The organism is Peptoanaerobacter stomatis (assembly GCF_000238115.1).
Taxonomy (GTDB): domain Bacteria; phylum Bacillota; class Clostridia; order Peptostreptococcales; family Filifactoraceae; genus Peptoanaerobacter; species Peptoanaerobacter stomatis.
This window is the reverse complement of record NZ_JH414569.1, coordinates 1-23,602: the sequence shown is the minus strand read 5'-3', so window position 1 is coordinate 23,602 and position 23,602 is coordinate 1. Positions and strand designations below refer to the sequence as shown.

The 23,602-nt window shown below is 30.6% G+C and carries 21 protein-coding genes, 4 tRNA genes and 1 other annotated feature; of the genes, 12 read left to right on the top strand and 13 right to left on the bottom strand.

All coding sequences use genetic code 11. The annotated features are described in order from the left end of the window. Window positions 1-1,897, top strand: a 1,897-nt coding sequence (locus HMPREF9629_RS10455; RefSeq protein WP_009526353.1) for a Cna B-type domain-containing protein, incomplete at its 5' end; no start/stop codon positions are given. Between the two features lie 222 nt (window positions 1,898-2,119). Here HMPREF9629_RS10455 and HMPREF9629_RS10450 read toward each other — a convergent pair. The 5 genes from HMPREF9629_RS10450 to HMPREF9629_RS10430 form a co-directional block, all read right to left on the bottom strand. Beyond that, window positions 2,120-2,539 carry a type II toxin-antitoxin system HicB family antitoxin gene (locus HMPREF9629_RS10450; RefSeq protein ID WP_009526352.1) on the bottom strand — a complete coding sequence of 140 codons (420 nt, stop codon included), beginning with the start codon at window positions 2,537-2,539 and terminating at the stop codon, window positions 2,120-2,122. 167 nt (window positions 2,540-2,706) lie between these two features. Next, complete coding sequence (locus tag HMPREF9629_RS10445; protein ID WP_009526351.1) at window positions 2,707-2,898, bottom strand: type II toxin-antitoxin system HicA family toxin; 192 nt, start codon at window positions 2,896-2,898, stop codon at window positions 2,707-2,709. An 86-nt stretch (window positions 2,899-2,984) separates the two neighbouring features. Beyond that, entirely contained in the window at window positions 2,985-4,616 is a 1,632-nt protein-coding gene (gene ilvB, locus HMPREF9629_RS10440; protein WP_009526350.1) for a biosynthetic-type acetolactate synthase large subunit, read from the bottom strand. A 220-nt stretch (window positions 4,617-4,836) separates the two neighbouring features. Beyond that, window positions 4,837-6,492, bottom strand: coding sequence for a dihydroxy-acid dehydratase (ilvD, locus tag HMPREF9629_RS10435; protein WP_009526349.1), 1,656 nt, complete (start codon window positions 6,490-6,492; stop codon window positions 4,837-4,839). A gap of 151 nt (window positions 6,493-6,643) precedes the next feature. After that, window positions 6,644-6,844, bottom strand: a complete 201-nt coding sequence (locus HMPREF9629_RS10430; RefSeq protein WP_009526348.1) for an ACT domain-containing protein — start codon at window positions 6,842-6,844, stop codon at window positions 6,644-6,646. Between the two features lie 148 nt (window positions 6,845-6,992). Next, window positions 6,993-7,242 (bottom strand) — a binding site (T-box leader). A gap of 597 nt (window positions 7,243-7,839) precedes the next feature. Between HMPREF9629_RS10430 and HMPREF9629_RS10425 the strand changes: the two genes are divergently transcribed. From HMPREF9629_RS10425 to HMPREF9629_RS10400, 7 genes are all read left to right on the top strand, one after another. Continuing rightward, window positions 7,840-8,457: a TlpA disulfide reductase family protein gene (locus HMPREF9629_RS10425; RefSeq protein ID WP_009526347.1), complete on the top strand. Its 618-nt coding sequence runs from the start codon at window positions 7,840-7,842 to the stop codon at window positions 8,455-8,457. A 20-nt stretch (window positions 8,458-8,477) separates the two neighbouring features. Then, window positions 8,478-8,618, top strand: coding sequence for a CD1871A family CXXC motif-containing protein (locus tag HMPREF9629_RS11950; RefSeq protein WP_009526346.1), 141 nt, complete (start codon window positions 8,478-8,480; stop codon window positions 8,616-8,618). Between the two features lie 3 nt (window positions 8,619-8,621). Next, on the top strand, window positions 8,622-9,491 hold the full coding sequence (locus tag HMPREF9629_RS10420; RefSeq protein ID WP_009526345.1) for a 4Fe-4S binding protein: 870 nt from the start codon (window positions 8,622-8,624) through the stop codon (window positions 9,489-9,491). A gap of 69 nt (window positions 9,492-9,560) precedes the next feature. Beyond that, window positions 9,561-10,154 (top strand): ATP-binding cassette domain-containing protein, encoded by a 594-nt coding sequence (locus HMPREF9629_RS10415; protein WP_009526344.1) that lies wholly within the window; start codon window positions 9,561-9,563, stop codon window positions 10,152-10,154. Beyond that, window positions 10,151-11,608 (top strand): hypothetical protein, encoded by a 1,458-nt coding sequence (locus HMPREF9629_RS10410; protein WP_009526343.1) that lies wholly within the window; start codon window positions 10,151-10,153, stop codon window positions 11,606-11,608. The genes HMPREF9629_RS10415 and HMPREF9629_RS10410 overlap by 4 nt, the downstream gene beginning before the upstream one ends. A 174-nt stretch (window positions 11,609-11,782) precedes the next feature. After that, entirely contained in the window at window positions 11,783-12,850 is a 1,068-nt protein-coding gene (locus HMPREF9629_RS10405) for a hypothetical protein (RefSeq protein WP_009526342.1), read from the top strand. 13 nt (window positions 12,851-12,863) lie between these two features. Next, window positions 12,864-13,850, top strand: coding sequence for a hypothetical protein (locus tag HMPREF9629_RS10400; RefSeq protein ID WP_009526341.1), 987 nt, complete (start codon window positions 12,864-12,866; stop codon window positions 13,848-13,850). A 36-nt stretch (window positions 13,851-13,886) separates the two neighbouring features. On the opposite strand, the gene HMPREF9629_RS10395 is transcribed toward HMPREF9629_RS10400, so the two are convergent. After that, window positions 13,887-16,037 (bottom strand): protein translocase subunit SecDF, encoded by a 2,151-nt coding sequence (locus tag HMPREF9629_RS10395; protein WP_009526340.1) that lies wholly within the window; start codon window positions 16,035-16,037, stop codon window positions 13,887-13,889. Between the two features lie 48 nt (window positions 16,038-16,085). After that, the gene (yajC, locus tag HMPREF9629_RS10390) at window positions 16,086-16,436 is read right to left on the bottom strand and encodes a preprotein translocase subunit YajC (protein WP_009526339.1); all 351 of its coding nucleotides are present in this window, start codon (window positions 16,434-16,436) and stop codon (window positions 16,086-16,088) included. 329 nt (window positions 16,437-16,765) lie between these two features. On the opposite strand from yajC, the gene HMPREF9629_RS10385 reads away from it, so the two are divergent. Next, window positions 16,766-17,551, top strand: coding sequence for a ParA family protein (locus tag HMPREF9629_RS10385; protein WP_009526338.1), 786 nt, complete (start codon window positions 16,766-16,768; stop codon window positions 17,549-17,551). Beyond that, window positions 17,523-18,434 carry a ParB/RepB/Spo0J family partition protein gene (locus tag HMPREF9629_RS10380; protein ID WP_009526337.1) on the top strand — a complete coding sequence of 304 codons (912 nt, stop codon included), beginning with the start codon at window positions 17,523-17,525 and terminating at the stop codon, window positions 18,432-18,434. Before HMPREF9629_RS10385 ends, HMPREF9629_RS10380 begins: the two co-directional genes overlap by 29 nt. A 331-nt stretch (window positions 18,435-18,765) precedes the next feature. Here the strand turns inward: HMPREF9629_RS10380 and HMPREF9629_RS10375 are convergent. From HMPREF9629_RS10375 to HMPREF9629_RS10355, 5 genes are all read right to left on the bottom strand, one after another. Beyond that, a tRNA-Leu gene (locus HMPREF9629_RS10375) sits at window positions 18,766-18,848 on the bottom strand. A gap of 10 nt (window positions 18,849-18,858) precedes the next feature. Next, window positions 18,859-18,934 (bottom strand) — tRNA-Val (locus HMPREF9629_RS10370). Between the two features lie 43 nt (window positions 18,935-18,977). Then, window positions 18,978-19,052, bottom strand: a tRNA-Glu gene (locus HMPREF9629_RS10365). A gap of 18 nt (window positions 19,053-19,070) precedes the next feature. Next, a tRNA-Lys gene (locus tag HMPREF9629_RS10360) sits at window positions 19,071-19,146 on the bottom strand. Between the two features lie 227 nt (window positions 19,147-19,373). Further along, window positions 19,374-19,790: a pyridoxamine 5'-phosphate oxidase family protein gene (locus HMPREF9629_RS10355; protein WP_009526336.1), complete on the bottom strand. Its 417-nt coding sequence runs from the start codon at window positions 19,788-19,790 to the stop codon at window positions 19,374-19,376. Between the two features lie 267 nt (window positions 19,791-20,057). On the opposite strand from HMPREF9629_RS10355, the gene HMPREF9629_RS10350 reads away from it, so the two are divergent. Continuing rightward, window positions 20,058-22,004, top strand: coding sequence for a bifunctional metallophosphatase/5'-nucleotidase (locus HMPREF9629_RS10350; protein WP_009526335.1), 1,947 nt, complete (start codon window positions 20,058-20,060; stop codon window positions 22,002-22,004). 392 nt (window positions 22,005-22,396) lie between these two features. On the opposite strand, the gene HMPREF9629_RS10345 is transcribed toward HMPREF9629_RS10350, so the two are convergent. After that, window positions 22,397-22,825, bottom strand: coding sequence for a hypothetical protein (locus tag HMPREF9629_RS10345; RefSeq protein ID WP_009526334.1), 429 nt, complete (start codon window positions 22,823-22,825; stop codon window positions 22,397-22,399). Window positions 22,826-22,948: 123 nt separating this feature from the next. Between HMPREF9629_RS10345 and HMPREF9629_RS10340 the strand changes: the two genes are divergently transcribed. Then, window positions 22,949-23,572, top strand: a complete 624-nt coding sequence (locus HMPREF9629_RS10340; protein ID WP_009526333.1) for a hypothetical protein — start codon at window positions 22,949-22,951, stop codon at window positions 23,570-23,572. Window positions 23,573-23,602 lie beyond the last annotated feature (30 nt).

The window sequence follows — 23,602 nt, the reverse complement described above, 5'->3', positions numbered from 1 at the left end:
AGGTAACCCTATAGTAGACGGAACAAAATATATATTCACAAACAAAGTAGACGACTCAGCAGCAGATAAAGTACAATACAGTGCACAAAAGATATGGCAAAATGCAGCCAAAAATAATCAAAACAAAGTAGATGTAACATTATATGCTGTAAAAGCAGGAAACAAAGAAGAAGTACAAAAATTAACAATAACAGGAAATGCACAAGTCCAATTTGATGAAGTGAATAAATATGGAGAAGATGGAGAAGAGATAAAATACACAGTAGAAGAATCAAACCCATCAGTAGCAAGTCAAATGGTAGGTAACCCTATAGTAGACGGAACAAAATATATATTCACAAACAAAGTAGACGACTCAGCAGCAGATAAGCTAACAATAAAAGTAACTAAAGAGTGGTTAGGAGTAGAAGATCCGTCTAATCTTACAGCAAAAATACATCTTCTTGAGAATGGAGATGATATAGATAATGGCGATGTAAAAGGTAATAACAGTGTAATATTTACAGCTGATAAGTTTGACAGTGATGGAAACCCATTAACATTAGATCAAATAAAAGCAAAATACACTATTAGCGAAACTAATATTCCTGAAGGATATAAATTAGACTCAGTTTCTGAACCTTCAATGGATGAAAACGGAGTTGTTAACTATACAGTTAAAAATATTGTAGATGGAACAGTGTACAGAACTTTGGTTGCTGAAAAACAATGGCTTAATAGAGATGCAAGTCCAATGTCAAATGAAGATGCTGCAAAATATCAAGTTAAAATAACAGTTTCAAAACTTGTTGATGGAAATATAACACCATTATTAGATGAAGAAGTCAAAGGTGACTTAACAATAACAGGTAATGGAGAAATAAAATTCAAAGTTCCTGCAAAGGATGATAAAGGTGACTTTATAAAATATTATCTATCTGAAAAAGTAATTGGACAAGTTTCATATATCCAAAGAACAGAAGATATTAAAGATCCTGAGAATAAAGATCAAATACAAGGATTATATGGAGTAAAATTCATAAATCAGTTGCAAGATTTAACTATCAAAAAATTGGACGGAAGTAATAATAATCAAGCATTACAAGGCATAGATTTCACTATAGTTAAAGATAATGATATGATATCAGGAACTACAAATAGTGATGGTGTATTGGTTAGCAATGATTCAAGAGTGGAAAATGGTAAAATATCATTGTCAGAAGGTGATTATACAGTAAGCGAAACTAATGCCGAAAGTATGGGTTATAAAGCTACAACACCTGTTACATTAAGAGTAACAACAGACAGTATATTAATCGTTAACAAAGATGAAAACGGAAATGAAATCGGAACAACTTTATTACCTAACGGAGTATTGAAAATAACAGATTATTCATTAGGTAGCGAAGATAATCCTAAAGTCGAACCTGAAGACAAACAAGATGATCCGACTCCTGTTCCGGATCCGGATCCGAATCAACCGGGAGGAGATCAACCGGGAGGAAGTCCGGATTCACCAGGAGGACAACAAGATCCGAATCCACAGGGGGGAGATTCACCGGGTGGAAATAATCAAGATGATAGTTCAGGCGGAGGAGATTCAGGTGACAGAGACAGAGATAGAGATAACGAACCGCGTACACCACGTATAAATCCGCAACAAACTGTAACAGTAAATGATGATGCCACACCTCTATCAGTACCTGATACAGGTAATAACGGCGATGCAGATACAGTAACAGTGGACGAAGAAACTACACCTCTATCAGCACCGAACACAGACAGCGATGAGTTGGAAGAAATAACAGAAGACGAAGTACCTCTAAGCTTACCTAAGACAGGCAGTCAAGATAATATGCTATATGTAATATTAGGAATGGCTATGGCTATATTGGGAATAAAAAAATTCAGAAAATAAAACAACTCATTAAAAAATACTGACATTAAAAAAACGTAGAAAAAAACGATAATAAAAAATTAAAAACAGCAATACAAATAAAGACACCTTTAGGTGTCTTTATTTGTATAATAACCATTTATAATGACAAGCATTTTATGTTTGACATCATTATATTTTATAAATTATCAATAATTTTGATATAATACAATTACATGGCTATTTAATAGTTTTTTTTTAGTATTAATCAATATTTAATTCTCTTTTTAATCCGTCTTGTAATATTTTAGAAAAGTTCAATCCGGTTTTTAACCCCATTTCATTTAAATAACTTGGTATAGTTAAGGTTTTTTTTACTATTGATTTATCCATTTTTTTTACATAATCATCAATATCGATTCCAACTAATGATTTAAAACTTGATTTTATATCTGAATATTCATCTTCTTCGATTTTCAAATCTTTAATGTTAGATGACTTAGGGAATTCCTTTTTATCAATATAATATTCATATAACCAAGTTCCTATAAAATCTTGTGCCATACTATAGGCATCAGTTTCATTATCTCCTTGAGTTGCTCCGTTATCTAAATCAGGAAATACAACTACAAATCTTTCGCTATCTTTGTCTTTATAAAATATAGCCGGATATGTTACCACCATAATTAATACCTCCCTCTTGTATTAAATTAGACGTGTGTAAAATGTAGTTTATATAGATATTTGTAGTTATATATATTGTAATAATGCAGTTATATTTCTATATATAGATGACAATAGAATATATTTTTTATTTTGCACATATCTAATACTGAATAAGTAAGGAGGGACTATTTAAGTCCCGCTTGTTTCAATATCATATGTTCAAGTTTTTTGCTTAACTCTTTATTATGATATGGAACTTGTGTAACCTTACCGGATTCAAAATTTTTAAATTTTCTATGAGAACCGTCTCCGCTTTTTATATAAGTAAATCCGTTTTTCTCAAGAAATTTAATCATTTCTTTTGCTGTCATCGGCATAATATAAGTTCCTCTTTACATATATTATGATACGTGTTTATGCGTGTATTGTCAATTGTTTTTTTGGGGGAAATATATTATATAGATTACTTTTCTATATAATTGCATATGCTTTCTCCTGATGGTACTATCGGATATACGAATTCGTCTTTGTCCATGATGTAGTCTATGAGATTTACGGCATTTTTATCTATTGTTTTAAGCACATTTTCGAGCTGATTTATATTTTCAGCTTTGTAATAGTTTAGGTTGTAGGCTTTTGAGAGATATTTGAGATTCAGTCCGTCATCTATGTCTGTATGTGAGTATCTCTGATTGGAAAACATGCACTGCCATTGTCTCACCATACCTAATGTTTGATTGTTGAGTAGTATTGTTGTGAAGTTGATGTTGTTTGCAGTTGCCGTAAGTAGCTCTAACTGATTCATTCTAAATGAACCGTCACCTGTTATGAGCAACACGTCTTTATCAGGCATTGATAGTTTTGCGCCTATGCTTGCTCCTACTCCGAAACCCATTGTGCCGAGTCCGCCTGATGTGATAAATGTATTTGGTTTTTTAAACATATAGTATTTTGCAGTCCACATCTGGTGTTGTCCGACATCTGTTACTACTATGGTGTCATCAGTATACATTTTATTTAGCAGTTCAAATATTTTTTGTGGGTGATTAGATTGATATATTGGATTTGTTCGTTTTAGTGTAGGCATCTTGTAATCGCCTAATTTTTCGTCTAATTCTTCCATTATATCTGATATATCGCCTATTATACTTGTGAATGAGTCTAAATTTTTGTTTATTTCTGTTTCGTCTGCATCTATATGAATAATTTTTGCATTTTTTGTAAATCCATTACGATTTCCGATTGCTCTGTCTGAAAATCTTACACCTAAAGCCAATACAACATCTGCGTTGTAACATAACTCGTTTGCATCGGGTTCTCCGTGCATTCCTACTATTCCGTATGATAAGCTGTCGGTTCTGTCTATGCTACCAAGTCCCATAGTGGAGTTTAATACAGGTATATTATGATTTTTGTATAATTTTCTTAAAGTTTCACTTGCATCAGCTCTTATTATTCCTCCGCCTGCGTATATAACTACATTGGATGATTGTTTTATGATTTGGACTGCAAGGTTTAAATTATCTTGATAGTTTTTTGCTCTTGTATCTTTTTGTATAGGTGTTATATTGTAAGTTGTGTCTTGTACTTCTTGCAAAAATGCGCTTTTTGTTATATCTATAAGCACAGGACTTTTTCTCTTGTCATTTGCTATGAAAAATGCCTCTGATATTACTGAGGCTATATCATTTGCATCTGTCACCAAGTAGTTGTGTTTTGTTATTGGCATTGTAAGCCCTGTTATGTCTAATTCTTGGAAGGAATCTTTGCCGAGGAAATTGTTGCCTACCTGACCTGTTATTATAATCATAGGGATTGAGTCAAGATATGCAGTGGCTATACCTGTTATGAGGTTGGTAGCTCCCGGTCCTGATGTACCTATACATACGCCTGTTTTTCCGCTTGCTCTTGAATATCCGTCTGCAGCATGTGCAGCTCCTTGTTCGTGGCAAGGTCTTATAAGTTTTATTTTGTCAAAATCGTATAGCGCATCAAATACTGGTATTACTGCGCCTCCCGGATAACCGAATATTGTATCGACACCTTGTTTTTTTAGACATTCAAGTAAAAATAGAGAACCTTGTATATTAATCACTTCCTTAAAATCTCTGTTAATCTAATACTAAATCTTATTAAAATCAAGATATGCTCAAATTGTTTTGCGAGCATACTTCCCAATGCTTTTATAAATATTTGTTTTGTATATATTTATAAAAAAGTTCTCTGAGCAAAATATATTTGAGCATTATATTAAAAAATAGCTATGTTAATTAATAGTATAATGTTAATTTTGAAAATATAAAGCTGTAAAAAAATTACATATATACTGCACCGTCTGCACCTGATGATATATTTTGTGAGTATCTTTTCAAATAACCTGTAACTTCAGATTTTTTAGGTATAAAATTTGCTCGTCTTTTTGAAAGTTCTTCATCATCTACCAATAGTGTAAGACTTCCGTTTGTTATATCTACGTGTACTTTATCTCCGTTTTGAACAAGTCCGATTACTCCACCTTGTGCCGCCTCAGGTGTAACGTGTCCTATAGCAGCTCCTCTTGAACCTCCGGAGAATCTACCGTCTGTTATAAGACAAACTTTGTCATCTAAGCCCATACCGCAAAGCGCTGATGTTGGAGTGAGCATTTCTCTCATTCCCGGACCTCCGATTGGTCCTTCGTATCTTATTACTACGACATCTCCGGGCTGTATGTTGCCTGCGAATATATCTTCTGATGCGTTTTCTTCGCTATCGTACACTTTTGCAGTTAGTGTTACATTCATCATTTTTTCATCTACTGCAGATTTTTTTACTACTGCTCCACGCTCTGCCAGGTTGCCGAATAATACTTTTATTCCACCTGTTGGTGAATAGGGAGCTTCTATATCTTTTATTATTTTTGATGAGGTTTTGTTTACTTTTTCTATCAGTTCACCTATAGGTTTTTCATATACTGTAAGTGCATTTTTGTTTATCAAATCTTTTTTTGCTAATTCTTTTAATACAGCATATATTCCGCCTGCAAGATCGAGTTCTTCTATATGATAAGGTCCTGCCGGTGACAATTTGCACAGATTCGGTGTTTTTGAGCTTATTTCATCAATAGTGTTAAGGTCTATGTTTATGCCGGCTTCTTTTGCGATTGCTGTAAGATGTAATACGGTATTTGTACTGCAACCAAGTGCCATATCAAGTGTAAGTGCATTTTTTATAGAATCTGCTGTTATTATATCTCTTGGGCGTATATTTTTTTCTACAAGACTCATTATTTTTTTGCCTGAATTTTTTGCAAGAGATTTTCTTTTTGAATATACTGCCGGTACGGTACCGTTGCCTTGTAAAGATATGCCGAGAGCTTCCGTTATACAATTCATAGAATTGGCTGTGAACATTCCTGAACAACTTCCACATGTAGGACAAGCATTTTCTTCTACTGCAAGCATTTCATCTTCGCTACATTTATTAAGGCTGTATTTCCCTACAACTTCAAAACCTGTGACAAGATCTATATCAGTGTCATTTTGCTTACCTGACAGCATAGGTCCGCCACTTACTATTATTGTAGGTATATTGATTCTGCAAGCTGCCATTATTGCAGCAGGTACGGTTTTATCACAGTTTGGAATTAAAACAAGTCCATCAAATTGATGTGCCAATGCCATAACTTCTATGCTTTCAAGTATTAACTCTCTGCTTGGCAGTGAATATCTCATACCTGAGTGGTTCATACTTATGCCGTCGCATACAGCTATTGCAGGAAACTCAAAAGGTATACCGCCTTTCATGAGCACACCTTTTTTTACTTCGTCAGCTATCGTTCTAAGATGTATATGACCGGGTATTATCTCATTGAAAAAATTACATACACCTATAAAAGGTTTTTTGAAGTCATTTTCATCAAGTCCTAAAGCTCTTAACAGTGAGCGGTGTGGTGTACGTGCGTATCCTGATTTTATATTATTACTTAACATTTATATCTCCTAAGTTATCGCTTATATTAAACACTAATCAAACGCATATTATAATAATACCTTTAAAAAGTTATACTTTTTCAAAATAATAAATATATAAGATTTAAAAATATTATAATTTGTAATAGTGTATATTATTAATATTTTTATATTATGCAGCTATATAAGTTACATCTGCTAATTTGCTAACATTGTTCAGTACAGTCATGCTAAATTCTTCAGCTATTTCAAATTCAAGCATATTTCCTGAAAGTCTTATTTGTTTTATATCAAAGCCTTTTCTTCTTAATAGACTCATAACTCTTACCATTGAATCCATACCGTTTCTCAAAGTGAAATTTAAAGTTCTCATCACTATACCTCCTTGAATTTGTCTCTCATCCTGTTATCAAAAAATTTTTGGTTAATACTGTTATGGTTTGACTTTTTTTATTTGAGTTTTTGTTTATAATATTGATTCAAAAATTTGTATAAAAAAACCTGTATAGATAATATATCTATACAGGGACGAAAATACAATTCCGCGGTACCACCCTAATTGCAGATAAAATTAAAAATCTGCCTCCTCATTTTGAGTCAATCAACTCTCATTCATATAACGGTGAACACCGTATCTTACTACTTGCTTTCGCTTTAGCAAAGATAAGCTTAGAAGTGATTTATTATATATTCTTTCATCATCGTATCTCAGCACCTACGACTCTCTGTAAATGAAAATATGAATATTTTTGTCTTCATCAACGCCTTTTAATACCATATATTAAGTATATAACTGTTTGTTGTTTTAGTATTATATTGTAATAATCCATTTTTGTCAACAACATTTAAAAAAAATTACAGCTCGTACCGTATAGGAATTTAAAATCTTATAAATTATGAAATTATCAGTAATTATAAGTATTTCAAATTATAAAAGATAAAGTTTGTTTATAAAATTTATTTTGACCGATATTATTTTTAAGATAAAATATCTCACTTACAGTTTAATTTAAATATGTGATATTTTCAACTATATTCAATATTTGCGGATAGACTTGCATAATTTGTAAATGGCAGTTGATAAAATCTGCTCTTAAAATGTAAAATTTAAGTGAATATATTTTTTATATTTTAAGGTAAATTTAATTTTTTTATGCTAAAATTCGTAAATGGATTGATATGGTTTATTGATTATATGTTAAATAATAATTTGATTTTATTTTTTGTAAAGTGTGTGTTGAAATTGAATTATATATTTTTGGCAATAATTAGTGATATAAAAAATGTAATATTTGTGTCATAATTCAAGCATTGCATATGATCAATTACTGTATATATAATTTTTATATAAATTGGAGGAATTTATCAATGAAAAGAAAGAAAATATTATTATCAGCGGCTGTTGCGATATCTTTATTATTAAGTTTTACAGCTTGTTCAAAACAAGAGGATAAGTCTGCTATGACAAATAATGACACTAAGACTGAACAGCAAATGGAAAACAAGGACTCTGAAATGAACAAGGATTCCGAAATGGGCGAGGTAAAGTTTACAGCTAAGGATTTAGACGGTAATGAACAAAGTGAACAAATATTCAAAAACAGTAAATTGACTGTCTTAAATATATGGGGAACATTCTGCAAACCTTGTGTAGAGGAGATGCCTGAACTTGGAAAATTATCTGATGAATATAAAGATAAAGGTGTACAAGTAGTAGGAATAGTAGCTGATACTGTAGATGCAGATTTTAATCCTATGGATGATATGATTACAACAGCGAAAGATATACTTAAAACAATAAATGTGAATTATGTAAACTTGTTACCTTCTAAGGAGTTAGCTGAAATTTATCTAAAAGATATACAAGCTTTTCCGAAAACTTTAATTCTTGACAGTGAAGGAAAAATTTTGAGAGAAATATCAGGCAGCAGAAATTTAGAAGGTTTCCAAAAAGAAGTTGATGAAGAATTGGCAAAATTGAAATAATTGATAAGAGAGTATTGTTTATGAAGAAGAAAAAATCTGTTCCGTATATTTTAATTGTCTTGGCGATAATTTTAATTGCAGTCGGAATAAACAGAGGAGATTTGAAAGGTGTGCTTAACAAATCCGTTCATATATGTATGGAATGTATAGGCATAGGGTAGACTATGAGCTTGGACAATAGAAATAAATTTCAGATAGGATTTTCGTTAATTACAAATTCATATTTTTACGGTTTTTTGAAGGGTAAAATATATACAGGGAACTTGAAAAATATGTGTGTTCCCGGACTTAACTGTTATTCTTGTCCGGGAGCATTAGGCTCTTGCCCTCTTGGCTCAATACAAAACGCATTTGCAGGTGCACATAATAAGCTGTCGCTTTATCTTATAGGTGTGTTTCTTTTATTCGGGGCAGCTTTTGGCAGACTTGTATGCGGTTTTATGTGTCCGTTCGGATTATTCCAGGATTTGATATATAAGATAAAAGTTTTTAAGATGAAGAAAGTAAAAAATATGCCGTTTCACAATATTCTTAAATATTTGAGATATGTGATATTGTTGGTGTTTGTAATACTTCTTCCATTATTATTGACTAATAAACTCGGTATGTCATCACCGTATTTTTGCAAACTTATATGTCCTTCAGGAACTTTTATGGCAGGTATACCGCTTGCCTTAACCAATAAAGGTATTGCATCGGCAATAGGTAAATTGTTTACTTGGAAATTATTTTTATTAATAATTTTCTTTGGATTATCATTAAAATTTTACAGACCGTTTTGCAAATATATATGTCCTTTAGGAGCGATTTATGGATTTTTTAATCCTATAGCAATATATAAATTTGAAGTGAGACAAGATAAGTGCATAAATTGTAAGAGGTGTCAAAAAGTATGTCCTATGGATATAAAGACGTATAAAACTCCAAACAGTATGGATTGTATAAGATGCAACAGATGCTTAAAAGTATGTCCTACTGAAGCACTTATAAGGCAGCCGCTTATTGAAAAGCAAAAATGTATGGCAAAAAATTAATTTTATGTTATAATTAGAGTGTATCTATATTTTTTTATAGATGCACTCTATTTTTGTATAGGTGATGTTATGCTTATAAAAATTTCAAATTTGAGTGTTAAATATGGTACATATGAGGTACTCCACAGTATATCTTTGGATGTTTTTGAGGGGCAGAGTATATGTATATTGGGTGAAAATTCCGCCGGAAAATCTACTCTTTTAAAATGTATTTGTAAACTTAAAAAATATATGGGAACGATAACCTACAACAATAATATAAATATATTTTATCTTCCTCAGGACAATATATTGATAGATGAGCTTAGCGTTAAAGATAATCTTAAATTATTTCTCAAAAATTTTAAGTCATTAAAAAACAGTGCTGTTTTAGAGGAGTTTGCGATAGATACTATTTTTGATAAAAAAGTTAAAAATTTATCAGGAGGAACTAAACGCAAGATTTCTTTATGTATTGCATTGATGGAAAAAAGTGATCTTATGGTATTGGATGAGCCTTTTTCGTCATTGGATGAGAAGAGCAGAAATTTGTTTTTGGAGAAACTTAAAGAAAAAATAAACTTGGGAAATGCACTCATATACACTACACATTTGAAAGATACATTAGACATAGCAACACGAAAATTTTACTTAAAAAATGGTATTTTGGAGGATGGAATATGAAAAAATCATTAGGCATGACAAATACGAAAGTACTTGCTATAATAGGGGCTGTACTTGTAATAGCCGGTATAGCATTCTTTGCAATTTCTAAAGGCGGAGCTACTACACCTATGGGAAAATTGGAAAAGGCTATTGCTGATTTGCCGGTTGAATTTGAAAATACATCAGAGGATTTTTCTCCGGGATTTGACATAGCTAAGATGAATAAAAAAATTGAAGAAGACGGCATATATTCAATGGACTTAAATCTGAATACTGATTATCTGAAAGCAATAGGAATAGACAAAGCCGGTGTGCAGATAAGTCAAAAATCCTTACCGAAAGACAAAAAAGCACAGCTTAATTTGAGTGTTTCTGTAGGTAATATGTTGGCGGCAAACATTGATTTTACATCTATAGACAAAGAATTGTACTTAAACGTTCCAAGTGTGTATGAAAAAGCTTTTAAGCTTGATTTGTCAACTATCGGAGCAGATTTGCAAAATGATATAATCAAAAAGGAAACAGGACAGGATATGTCAGCTTTAAAGGATTTAAAAGTTGATTTATATGCGGTTCCTTCCACAGTGAAAGCAATGAAAGACGAGTATTTTACTTATGTAAAATCAGAATTTGAAACACTTAAAAATAATGCTGTTGTAGAAACAGGAGATCTTGATACAAAACTTGCAGACAGTGTAAAGGAATATAATTCTTCAAAAAGCGATTTGGAGCAACTTAATATACAGGTGAAATCTCAAGATGTTAAAGCACTTCTAAAAAAATCAATTGATTATTACGAAGATTTACAATCAAGACAGATTACAGGCATGGATTTATCGGAAGTTCAAACACAATTTGATGACTTAAAAAAAGAAATAGATGATGAAGAATTGCCTGAAGTATTTACAATAAAAGCTTTGTTAAGCAAAGACAATAAACTTGTATTACTTGCATTTGATGTAGAAGAAGATTCAAACTTGAACTTATTCTTTGTAGGCGAAAAGAACACTACAGATCATATAGTGGTAACAGCAGTAAATGAAGAAGACAAAATAGATGTCATTGAATTTAAAATGTCAACAGGCGAAAAAGAAAATGAAATAAAAGTTAATACCTTTGATGATATGGTAAAAATTTCAGCGATTTATGGTAAAGACGAAAAAAGTCTTAATATGGATATAGATACTTCTGAAGATATGTCTTTAAAATTACAGGGTAAATATGAAGATGTAAAACCGGGAGTAGGATATAATTTTGTTATAGACAGTTTAAAAGCGGATTATGCAGGTCAAGCTATAGATTTCAAAGGTAATATTTTATTCAGCTTGGAAACACCTACAATAGAAGTGCCGAAAGACAGTGTGGAGATATTAAAAGTTGATAAAGATGAACTTGATAAGATAATGGAAAAAGTAGAGGAGAATGTTAAAAATAACTATGGATTCCTACTTTCAATGATGGGTATTCTTTAATTCGTAAAAATTTTTAAAATATCTGAAAAGTTAAAATTTAATACTTTTCAGATATGCCCGGTATTGATACCTGATTAAAATGCAAAAAATATATTCAATTCGGCAGTTTTGTTATATAACTGATTCAAACAGGATTTAGTATAAATTTTACTTTCAGAATTTTTGGAGAATAATATGAAATTTTTTATATTTACATTAAAATCCAAAATAAAATTAATGCCCGTATTATGTGCTATAATGCTCATTTTTATGGGCAGTTTTTATATAATTACACTTAATTCAAAGAATAAGGTTATAAATTTGGAGATATACTTTGATGAGCAAGACTCGAAAAACAATATGATTATAAGTCTTATAAATGGAACGGCAAGTACAAAAAGCAATTTGTCATTGAGTACATCATATGATTTACAATCTTCACAAAGCAAATTGGAAGATGGAGATATAGATGTGCTTATAAAAGTGCCTGCTAATTTCTATAACAGTATATTAAATAGTGAAAATAAGAGTGCAATCATATATTTTTCACCATACTTGAATGAAACTGAAAAAGGTATATTTACATCGCTTACAAAAAGCTCTGCCGATATATTGTCATATGCTCAGGCTAATATATATGTATCGGATTCTATAATGGACAGCAATATGTCAAGTAGAAACTATGAGCTGAACAGGTATTTTTTAAATGAGGTATTGAACAGAGAAGATGAGTTTAAAACGGTAAAATCTGAAAAAGACAATAATCTTATAATCGTATATATAACGCTTTTAATATCATCAATTATATTTGCAAATTCCAAGAGCAAAAATTATATAGATGTGTATGCACATTTAATTGTAAAAGGATATAATCTGCTTGTGATAAATATTTTAGAGATACTGTCAAATGCGATAATTTTCGCTTTTATAACAGGATTGATTTTATTTTTTCAAAAAATTCCATTAAATACAGCATTGTTTTTGAAATTAATGCTTATAAATATGTTTATAGCAAGTCTTACCGAGTTTATAGCGATTGTATTCAAAGAAGGGGCAAGTTTTTGTATATTGATTTTGTGTATAGTTTCGACTTTGTCATCAGGATTGTTGCTACCAAGATTTTCAATATTTTTGAATGCATATGTCACACCTGTAAATTTAATCATGGCAAATACACTCATATCCTACAGTATATTTGCACTTTATACAATAATACTTATTTTGCTTGTATATTTTAAAATATATAGAAATTTCAGATATTAGGGGGCTTATATTTATGTTTATTATATTCATAAAAAGATATGTTAAAACACCTATATTTGCACTTGCCTTATTATCTACAATAACTATATATTTTTTGTATATGCAGCTTGATTTGAATTTTTCTGAAAATTTGAAAACGGGTATATATTTAGCAAACAACTCAGTTGTTGAAAATAATTTTGCGGATAAACTTATCAACAAGAGTTCATATTTTAAATATAAAAAATATGAAGATTTGGAAAATATGAAAAATGATATTAAAAATGGTAAAATTACATATGGTTTTTCAGTTGATTTAACAAAAAAGGACAAGCCTTTCACCATATATGGAAGTGACGGAAAATTCAGTGAGATTGCCAAGGAAGACTTTTACAGCACATATTTTGAGATAATATCATATGATTATACAAGAGAAATGCTGAGTTTAAGTGATGATAAGTATGTGAAAATGTATGAAAAAGAATTGCCTCGTACCTTTAAATTTGAATACGATATGTCTGAAACAGGAAAAATATTTCCTATAAAAGAGGTTATGAGTTTTTTGCTTTATGTTTTATCTCTGCTTGTATGTTATGATTATCTTAATCTTGAAAGTAAGAGTGAGTTTTTTTCCACATTTAAAGGTCAAAAACTGAAAAATATGTTTTTGTTTGAAAGCATACTGGTAAATGCGGTCATATATGCAATACTTTTAATTATGACCGGAATTTTTACTCCTGTATACTTTTTTATATATAATATAACTCTTTATTTGAGTTCTTGTATAATAATAGAGTTGTTCAGTAAAAAAAATTATCTGTATTTTATGCCTATTATTATAATGTTAGCTATGTTGTCAATATTTATATCTAAATTTGAAAGTGCAAAATTTTCTTTTATATTTTTAAACAATGTATATATTGCAACATATGCGAATAATATCATACCTATAATAACTTATATGTTTGTACTCGTAATAGTGTATTTATTGATTGGAAAATTAAAAAAGTATAGGATATAATTTTACTCCTATACTTTTTTATATAAAAATTTTAAGTTATTTTTTTACAGTCGCTTTTTTTGTTCTTGCTTTTTCAAACAATACCCACAGAGGACTCGCTATGAATATTGATGAATATGTTCCTGATAATATACCTACAAGTAGAGGGAATGTGAATTCTTTTATTGAATCTACTCCAAGTATATATAGTGAAAGTATTGACAGTAAAGTAGTTACTGATGTGTTGATTGAACGTGTTACAGTTTGACCTATCGATATATCGGCTATCTGCGAATCTGGCATCCTTCTAAGTGATTTTTTATTTTCTCTTATTCTATCAAAGACAACTATTGTATCATTTATTGAATAACCTACAACTGTGAGTACAGCCGCAACAAATGGAGAATTAACGGGTACCTTAAATATTGCATATACGGCTAAAACTATGAGTACGTCATGTACGAGTGCTATTATTGCTGATATACCGAATGTAAATTTAAATCTGAATGATATATATATAAGCATGAATATGCTTGCAAGCAGCACTGATATAAGTGCTTTATTTTGTATTTCTTTCCCTATTGATGCACCTATGTATCCGGATTGTACAAGGTCATCGTCTTGAAGATTGTATGTTTCTTTATATTTTGCGAATACTTCTTTTCTTTGAGAATCATTCAGGTTTTCAGTGGTCTTTATTTGTATTATGGACTTGTCTTCGCCTAAATAATCTACGCTTGATGTAGTGTCAAAACCATGTGATATTTCCAAGAGCTTATCATGGTCTTCAAATTTGTGCATATTGATTTCTATAGTTGTACCGCCTGTGAAATCTATACCCATATTAAAGCCTTTGAAGATTCCCAAACCCAATCCTGCTACTATTATTATAACGGATAAAGATGCAAATATTTTAAATTTTTCTACAAAATTAAATGTGCTTTTATTTTCCTTGATTTTGTCTGATACTCCAAACATCTTCATATTTTTAATGTCTGTAAAGCCAAGGAAGTTTTGGAATAAAAATTTTGTAACTACAATTGCAGTAAATAATGATACTAGTATACCTAATATAAGGGTAACGGCAAATCCTTTGATTGGACCTGTACCGAAACTGTATAGCACAACACCTGCTATTATAGTTGTTATCTGTGAGTCCATTATTGTTGACAATGCTTTTGAAAATCCGTTTTTAAGTGCTGTTTTTACTGTTTTTCCGTCTTTTATTTCTTCTTTTATTCTTTCGAATATTATGACATTGGCATCAACTGCCATACCTACGGAAAGTATAAGTGCAGCTATACCCGGAAGAGTAAGTGTAGCACCGAGTGAAGAGTATATTAATATAAATATCAACATATATGCTAAAAGCGCTATATCTGCAATAAGTCCCGGTATTTTATAATAGATTACCATGAAAAGCATTACAAGAGCTATACCGATTCCTGCACCTTGTATACTTTTTTGAAGTGCGTCATCTCCGAGCTGTGCAGATTTTGTTGAACTTTCCACTTCTGTAAAATCAACAGGTAAAGCACCGGCTCTTATGAGTGATGCCAATTCAGTAGCTGATTTTGCATTAAAATTTCCTGATATTTCGGCACTTCCGCCTAATATTTCAGATTGTACATTAGGAGCTGATATTATTTGCTCATCCAACATTATATATATAGGCGCTTTTGTGGGAGCGGCCTGTTTTGTAGCTTCTGCAAATAAATTTGTACCTTCATCGTTGAACTGTAATGTTACTACATATTGATTTTTACCGTTTGTAGCAACTTCACTTTTTACAACGTGTGAACCGTTTAAAACTTCGTTACCCTGTGAATCTACAAATCGGAGCTGTGCTGTTTTACCGATTGTAGATATTGCATCATTTACGTCTTTGACACCGGGCAATTCTATACGTATTCTGTTTTCACCCTCTCTTACTATAAGAGGCTCTGTAAGTCCCATACCATCTATTCTTTTTCTGAATACTTCAATGGTTTGGTTAATTATCTTAGACAGATCATCGCCTGTTTTGTCGGTATTTGCCTCATATACCACATAGACTCCGCCCTTTAAGTCCAAGCCTTGATTGATTTTAGTATATACCGGGGCAAAAATGTAATTATCTCCGTTTTTTATACCTGTTATTGACAATACAGTCAATAGTATAAGTAGGATAACCACAGAGAAAAAATTTCTTTTGCTCTTAAATCTCATAATAATTCCTCCAAGAAAACCCTAATTGTCAGGGATTGCATAAAAATTTTATTTTTCTTCGTCTATTTCTATATCTTCATCATCATCTTCGATTTCGTCATCTTCATCAGTATCATTGATAACAACTTCTCTTACACTCCAATTTTTGAATGTGAGATGTGTGTTGTCAGGAGCACATTCCAATACCATAGTATCGCCTTTTATTTCTATTATAAGACCTATAAGACCGCTATAAAGTATTACGGTATCTCCTGCCTTTAATGAACTTCTCATATCCATTACTTCTTTTTGTCTCTTTTTTTGCGGTTTCATAACGAAAAAATATAAGAAAAATCCCATCAAGATAAGCGGGAAAAACATTCCTAATGAACCTGCCGCATTTGCACCTGTATTTGCCAAGTCTATTCCTCCTAAAAATATTTATTTAACAACAAAATGTCAATTTAATATTATACCAACTTAGCAAAATTTATACAATAGCTTTTAAAATAAATAATAATATTTTTTAAGTGAAATAAAAAATATTAACCATAAATTAAAAGCTATAATAAAAAGTTTTAATGCTAATATCAAGTTGTAAAATATATTTGTAATGAAATTGTATTTTTGATATAATTAACATGATTATATTTTTTATATAAAATTTTAATGCTGAATAAAAATTGTTATCTCAAAATGAAGTTATTTGAAATAGCAATATCTAATACATAAATGAAACGGAGAATATTATGAAAACTCATATAATTTCTATATCTAACAACAAAGGAGGTTCAGGAAAAACTACGCTTACAGGTAATCTCGGCTATGCTCTTGCAAGTCATGGCAAAAAAGTTTTGCTCATAGATGCAGATATGCAAATGAATTTGACACGTTCATACGATATGCAAATGGACAAGGATAAAAACGTATATAAAGCTGTTTCATTGGAAGAAGACCTGTCGGATTTTATAAGCAAGACTAACTACGAAAATATTGATATGGTGATATCTGATTATATGCTTTCTGCAGTTGATATGCAGCTTGTTGGCAAAGATGATAAAGAAACAGTTATAAAAAAAATAATTACACCTCTAAAACAAAGCGGAGCATATAATTATATAATAATAGACACTTGTCCATTTTTGGGGCTTTTAAATTATAATATTTTGGTATCGTCAGATTATGTATTGATACCTGTTGAATTATCGGCTTTCGGAGTGGAAGGTTTAGAGCCTCTATCCAATTTTATAGAGGAAGTGAGAATTTTTAACAAAGATTTGGAAATCCTCGGCATAGTGGAAACAAAAGTTGATAAGCGTGAGTCTACAACTGATGAAACGAGAGAACTTTTAAGAGATTTGTTTGGAGATAAAATATTGTCTTCAGATATACCTGTGGATATAAATATAAAGAAAAGTCAATTTTTGGGACAGCCTGTATGTCATTTTTCATCAGATTCAAGAGCATCAATTGCCTATAAAAATTTAGCAAAGGAAGTGGATAGTCTTGTCAACAAAAAAAAGTATAATAAATAAAGACAGATTTAAAAATCTTTCAGGGATGTCCGCTTTTGATAAAGAGAAAAGACAGGAAAACAGGAAAGAAAATGCAAAATCGAGATTTGACATAGATGTTTTTTCAAACGATATATCTCAAATAGATATAAATAAGCTCATATCAGCACCGAGTGAATGGAATTTTTACAGCAAGCTTCCGGAAGAAAAGTTTTTAGAATTGATAGAGTCCATAGAAAAAAACTCCCTGCTTCACCCTGTAGTACTTTGGGAAAAAAATGACGGTTATATGATACTCTCAGGGCATAATAGAGTAAGAGCATATAAGGCATTGTATGAGATGACAAAAGATGAAAAGTATAGTAAAATTCCGGCGATAGTTAAAAGAAAAGATGATATTGACGAGAATACAGCAAGGGAGATAATAGTAGATACAAACTGGATACAAAGACAGCTTACAACATTTGAAAAAACACAATCTATACTTCAAAAATATGTTCGTATAAAATCTGAGAAGAAAAAAGGAGAAAAAACAAGAGATTTAATTGCGGGTCAATTAGGTATATCAGGAAGAATGGTGCAAAACTATCTATCGCTTAATATGCTAAACAGCGGTTTTTTTGAGCTTATAGATGAATCTGTAATAAATATAAAAATGGCTGTATTGCTTGCTAAATTACCTGATCAAACTCAAAAATTGATATTGAAAAATAAAGATGATATAAATTTTGACGTAAATTTGTTGAAAAAAGCAAGCGAATTTAAAAAAGATGAAGAAATTTTAGAATTACTTAGAAAAGATGAAAAAAAAGAAGATGAGCTTATAACTTTAAAAGTGAAAATACGAAAAGATAAGAAAGAAGAATTTATGAAAATATACAGAGATTGGCTGAAAACAGTGTAATATGGAACACTGATTGAAACCGAATTATAATTTATAAAGTTGAAAATTTATATTTTTAAGTAGTAAATATATAAAAAATAGAAATTTTATTTTGTAACTGTGTTTTATACTAAAATCTTATAGAATAATGGAAAATCATAACAATTAATTTTTCTGGTAGACTATGTATATTAATTTTATATAATTATACAAGTTATCCATAATTTTATTAGAAAGTAGTATTAGTATAAGATTCGGTGGTAAAGATATTCCTTGAATATAATTGGTTTATTTAAGGAATATTTTTTGCATAAAAAAAGACGTGAACCATTCACATCATTAACGAAAAATCTGGTGCGGATAGAGGGAGTCGAACCCCCACGGTTGCCCGCTAGATCCTAAGTCTAGTGCGTCTGCCAATTCCGCCATATCCGCACAAAAAAAATGGTGGACCCAACAGGGCTCGAACCTGTGACCCCCTGCTTGTAAGGCAGATGCTCTCCCAGCTGAGCTATGGATCCATACCAAAGTAAAATAATCAATTATTAGATATATAGATTAAAGTGGTGACTCCTAGGGGATTCGAACCCCTGTAGCCGCCGTGAAAGGGCGGTGTCTTAACCGCTTGACCAAGGAGCCACATCAATCAATATAAAATGGTGACCCATCCGGGATTCGAACCCGGGACACCTTGATTAAAAGTCAAGTGCTCTGCCGACTGAGCTAATGAGTCATGTTCTTTTACAACAATCAACTTGTTAATTATATCTATTATTTTTATCTATGTCAAGTATTTTTTGTTTTTTTCTTTCGGCAATAAATAAAACCTCTATAACTGTTGGGTTCAGCTTTATTTATTGCCGAAAAAAACTTTTATTTTTTGATTCTTCAATAACAAATTTTATAAAATTTGTTATGTTTAATGAGAATAAAAATTTATTTATTTTTTATAATGTATTTTTATAATGTATAAGTGTCTATATTTTCAAGTGTCAAGACTACCTGAGCTTTTTCGAAGTGTATTTCATATACTACAAGGAAAGCTCCGACATCTTCTATCAGCTCTCTATACCCTTCCATTTTGCCTATAAGTTGCTCTTTTAGATCATATACGGTTTTTGAACTTTTCGTACATATACCTTTTGCTTTTATATGTTCCGTTCCATGCTTAGGTATTGTAGTGAATGCAACTTTTGTATTTTTTTCCAATTCAAAGACTTTGGTGTTGTCTGAAAATGTTGCAAAATACAATACTTTTGCATCCGGATCAAAATAAAAATTTACAGTTCTGACATTAGGAGTATTATCAAAACTTGTGGCAAGTGCTATTTCCGAATGTTCTCTCATCATTCTAAAAAATTCTTTTTTTGTATCCATTTAATATTATCTCCTTAAAAAGAAACTTTAAAAAATATTGAATAATTCTGTGTATAATTATAACAGTAAATTTATTTTAACTCAACTTAAAATTTAATTATAAACGTGTTAAATATAAATAAAAAGTTTATATTTAATTTGGATTTATTTTATTAAAAATCCTATAACTGTTAATTTTACTATATTAAATTTTGTTGACATAATGGAAATTTTTCTATTTATATAGTATAATTAATTACAATATATTAAAAAAAATAGGAGGTAATTATGTTGAAAATTAAAAAAAGTATCAGTATTATCCTGTCACTTTTACTTGCATTAGGTTTAAGTGCATATAAACCTGTATTTGCAGATGATAGCAAAACAATAACAATAATACATACTAACGATGTTCACGGAAGAGCTGAAGGAGATCAAAAAGAACTCATAGGCTATGCAAAATTAAAAACTTTTTATGACGCACAAAAAGCAAAAAATCCTGATACTTTACTTGTAGATGCGGGAGATACTTTGCATGGAACAACATTTGCCAACATATCCGAAGGGAAAAATATGCTTAATCTTATGAATGAAATAGGATTTGCAGTGGGCATTCCCGGAAATCACGATTTCAACTACGGATATGAAAGACTTATTGCTCTTGAAAAAGATGCAAAATTTGATTATTTATGTGCAAATGTAGTTAGAAAAGATGGAACAAAAGATTTTAAAGCCAATGTTATAAAAGATATTGACGGTGTTAAAATAGGATTTTTCGGAATTGCCACACCGGAAACTCTTTATAAATCAAGCCCTAAAAACACTGCAAATGTAGATTTTCTTGATTATATACAAACATCCAAAAAACAAGTTGAAGAATTAAAAAAACAAGGTGCACAAATAATAGTGGCGGTTACACACCTCGGTATAGATGAATCATCAAGTGAGCGTTCCGATATACTTGCAAAAGAAGTCGACGGAATAGATCTTATAATAGACGGACATAGTCATACAAGACTCCCTGAAGGCTTAAAAATAAAAAATACACTTATAGTTCAGACAGGGGAGTATTTAAAAAATATAGGTGTTGTAAATCTCGAAATAAAAGACGGTAAAATTCAAAGTGCAAAGGCAAACTTGGTTTCATTTGAACAGGCAAAAGATATAAAACCTGATGAAAAAATTGCAAAAGAAATACAAGTTGCGGTTGCAGCGGATAAACCTACACTTGATAAAGTGATAGGATATAGTGAAACAGAACTTGTAGGAGTTAGAGAAAAAGTCAGAGCAAGTGAAACAAATCTTGGGGATCTTGTTACAGACGCTATGAAAAAATCAATATCATCAGATGTTGCAATTACTAATGGCGGAGGAATAAGAGCATCAATTAAAAAAGGCGATATAAAAATGGGAGATATACTTACATCATTCCCGTTCACAAATTTCGTAGTAGGTTTGGAAGTAAAAGGTGATGTGATAGCATCAGCATTGGAACATGGAGTTGATAAAGCACCTGAACCTGCCGGCAAATTCCCGCAAGTATCAGGAATTACATTCATCTATGACATATCGCAACCTTCAGGTAAAAGAGTAAGTGATATAAAAGTAAACGGCGAAAATCTTGATACTAAAAAATCATATAAGCTTGCAACTAATGATTTTATGGCAATAGGCGGCGATGATTATACAATGTTCAAGGGTGCTAAAAAAATTGCTGAAAATGCTTTATTATCAGACGTATTGGTAGACTATATAAAAGAAAATGGCGGAAAGATAAATTATAAAGAAAACGGAAACAGAATAGTGCCTAAGAGCGAAGTGACAAAAGTGGATACAATAAGCGAAGTTAAAGCAGATGATATGAAAGCTATACCTACTACTCATAAGATAATAGCAGAAGGCAAATCAATACTGATAGAAGGCTATATAATAAACGGAGATAAATATTTCCAAGTAAGAGATATTGCAGCAGCCTTCAGTAATACAGCACAGTCATTCGACGTACAATACGATAAAAAATCAAAATCGGTAGTATTGAAGAAAAATACTAAATATAGCGGAAATAATGCAAAACTTTCAAAAATTTCTCAAAAGGCACCTAAGATTGTAAGCAGCAACCAAAAAATAATGGTCAACGGCAAAGAAGACCAAAAATTGAAAGTATATCTTATAAACAGTGCCAATTATGTAAGTTTGGCGCAACTTTCAACACTTATGAATTTAAACATAAAATAATATGGAAAGCAAAATTTTTAGTGGAGGGCAACCTCCACTTTTTATATTAATACCGATATTCAATAGAATAATAGACATTTTATAAGTAATACTGATTTCTAATACAACAATAGATAATTCCTTAAATTAATAAGTTTATAAATAACTTTTTCTTTTATTATATTTGTGTAATATCATTTTCTATCATTATTTTTGGTTAGTGGTAACAATGACATTATATAATAAGATACTGTGAGTATCAAAAGCTATTTTTAGAATTTTAGACTACAAGATATTGTGCATAATGATTTATTTTTGAAATATATACAAAAAAAACCAAAATGCGACTTTTGACATTTACGGCATAACTATTTAAAATAAATAAAATTACAATAAGTCATAAATTTAAAGATTTAATTTGCCGATTTCAGATTTTTGACTTCCTCTAAATTTTCAATTTCTTCCAATATGACTTTCAGCTTTGATGAGTCTATTATTCCTTTTTTTATACGTCCGTATTCGTTTACTGACAATATGGTGTTTTCTGTTTTGTCCCATATTTCAAGAGTACGTTCAATATTTTTTTCGCTTATTCTCAATATTATTTCAGGCAAATCATCTCTTTGTGAAATTTTGTTTCCGTCAAAAACAACGTTATCAAGAAGTTTTTCAAATTTTGCAATTACTTTCTCATTATAAATCGCTCTCGCATATAAAATTGATGTTATATTCTCAGGATATCCGACTGTCATAATTTTTTCAGGATGTGTAGAATTTGAAATTAAAACAGTTAGAATTACAAGTGCTGATATTAACAAAATAAAAAGCTTCCGTTTTTTCATAAAAACCACTCCTAAAAGTATAAAAATAAAAAATGACATAATAATATAATTTTGATAGAATATATGTATAACTTGCAAGTTTATTATATCAAAATTTCATTATTATGAAAAGGAGGATATTATATGAAAACTAAAAAAATTATGCTAATTCTATTGATAACCGCTTTATTTGTTTCAAGTATTAATGTGTATGCATTGGATACCATAGAAAGAAATAATGTTTATGTAAAAACTATTTTAAAATCTCAAGAAGAAATAGACAAAGAATTTGAACAGCAAATGGAAGACTATATTAACAATTTAGAAAATAAAATATCATCTAATTATTTAAATAATGAAATGAAACCTCAAGATCATTCAAGATATGTTACTGAGTTCGTAGGGAGTACAAGACGATGGTTTGGACCTTATAGAGCTGGCGGTCAAAATTATGGTCCTGTTTCGTTTCCTACATATGGCGGTATGATATACTGGGAAGAAGGTAGTGGTCCAGATGTTGGAGTTGGAGTTACCATAGCTGGCAAACATATAGGGTTCACTATAAATGTTGGTTCAAGAAAAATGGATGGAGTTAAAGGATATTCAGTTAATGTTCCTAGTTATGGAAGTTGGTATTTATATGTCAATATGCAAGTAGAAGTTAGGCGATATGACGTTTATAAAATATCTAATGGAAGAAAAACCTACTATACAACAGTTTCACAAAAAGCTTATACTGGATTACAACTTCCTATTAAACAATATTAATACAAACAAAAAATAGAGTATATATATATA

Bases quoted from the DNA above. Each gene is read 5' to 3' on its own strand.
- HMPREF9629_RS10450 (WP_009526352.1), bottom strand. From the start codon at position 2,539: ATGGTGGTAACATATCCGGCTATATTTTATAAAGACAAAGATAGCGAA.
- HMPREF9629_RS10445 (WP_009526351.1), bottom strand. From the start codon at position 2,898: ATGCCGATGACAGCAAAAGAAATGATTAAATTTCTTGAGAAAAACGGA.
- ilvD (WP_009526349.1), bottom strand. From the start codon at position 6,492: ATGTTAAGTAATAATATAAAATCAGGATACGCACGTACACCACACCGC.
- HMPREF9629_RS10430 (WP_009526348.1), bottom strand. From the start codon at position 6,844: ATGAGAACTTTAAATTTCACTTTGAGAAACGGTATGGATTCAATGGTA.
- HMPREF9629_RS10425 (WP_009526347.1), top strand. From the start codon at position 7,840: ATGAAAAGAAAGAAAATATTATTATCAGCGGCTGTTGCGATATCTTTA.
- HMPREF9629_RS11950 (WP_009526346.1), top strand. From the start codon at position 8,478: ATGAAGAAGAAAAAATCTGTTCCGTATATTTTAATTGTCTTGGCGATA.
- HMPREF9629_RS10420 (WP_009526345.1), top strand. From the start codon at position 8,622: ATGAGCTTGGACAATAGAAATAAATTTCAGATAGGATTTTCGTTAATT.
- HMPREF9629_RS10415 (WP_009526344.1), top strand. From the start codon at position 9,561: ATGCTTATAAAAATTTCAAATTTGAGTGTTAAATATGGTACATATGAG.
- HMPREF9629_RS10410 (WP_009526343.1), top strand. From the start codon at position 10,151: ATGAAAAAATCATTAGGCATGACAAATACGAAAGTACTTGCTATAATA.
- HMPREF9629_RS10405 (WP_009526342.1), top strand. From the start codon at position 11,783: ATGAAATTTTTTATATTTACATTAAAATCCAAAATAAAATTAATGCCC.
- HMPREF9629_RS10400 (WP_009526341.1), top strand. From the start codon at position 12,864: ATGTTTATTATATTCATAAAAAGATATGTTAAAACACCTATATTTGCA.
- HMPREF9629_RS10395 (WP_009526340.1), bottom strand. From the start codon at position 16,037: ATGAGATTTAAGAGCAAAAGAAATTTTTTCTCTGTGGTTATCCTACTT.
- HMPREF9629_RS10385 (WP_009526338.1), top strand. From the start codon at position 16,766: ATGAAAACTCATATAATTTCTATATCTAACAACAAAGGAGGTTCAGGA.
- HMPREF9629_RS10355 (WP_009526336.1), bottom strand. From the start codon at position 19,790: ATGGATACAAAAAAAGAATTTTTTAGAATGATGAGAGAACATTCGGAA.
- HMPREF9629_RS10350 (WP_009526335.1), top strand. From the start codon at position 20,058: ATGTTGAAAATTAAAAAAAGTATCAGTATTATCCTGTCACTTTTACTT.
- HMPREF9629_RS10345 (WP_009526334.1), bottom strand. From the start codon at position 22,825: ATGAAAAAACGGAAGCTTTTTATTTTGTTAATATCAGCACTTGTAATT.
- HMPREF9629_RS10340 (WP_009526333.1), top strand. From the start codon at position 22,949: ATGAAAACTAAAAAAATTATGCTAATTCTATTGATAACCGCTTTATTT.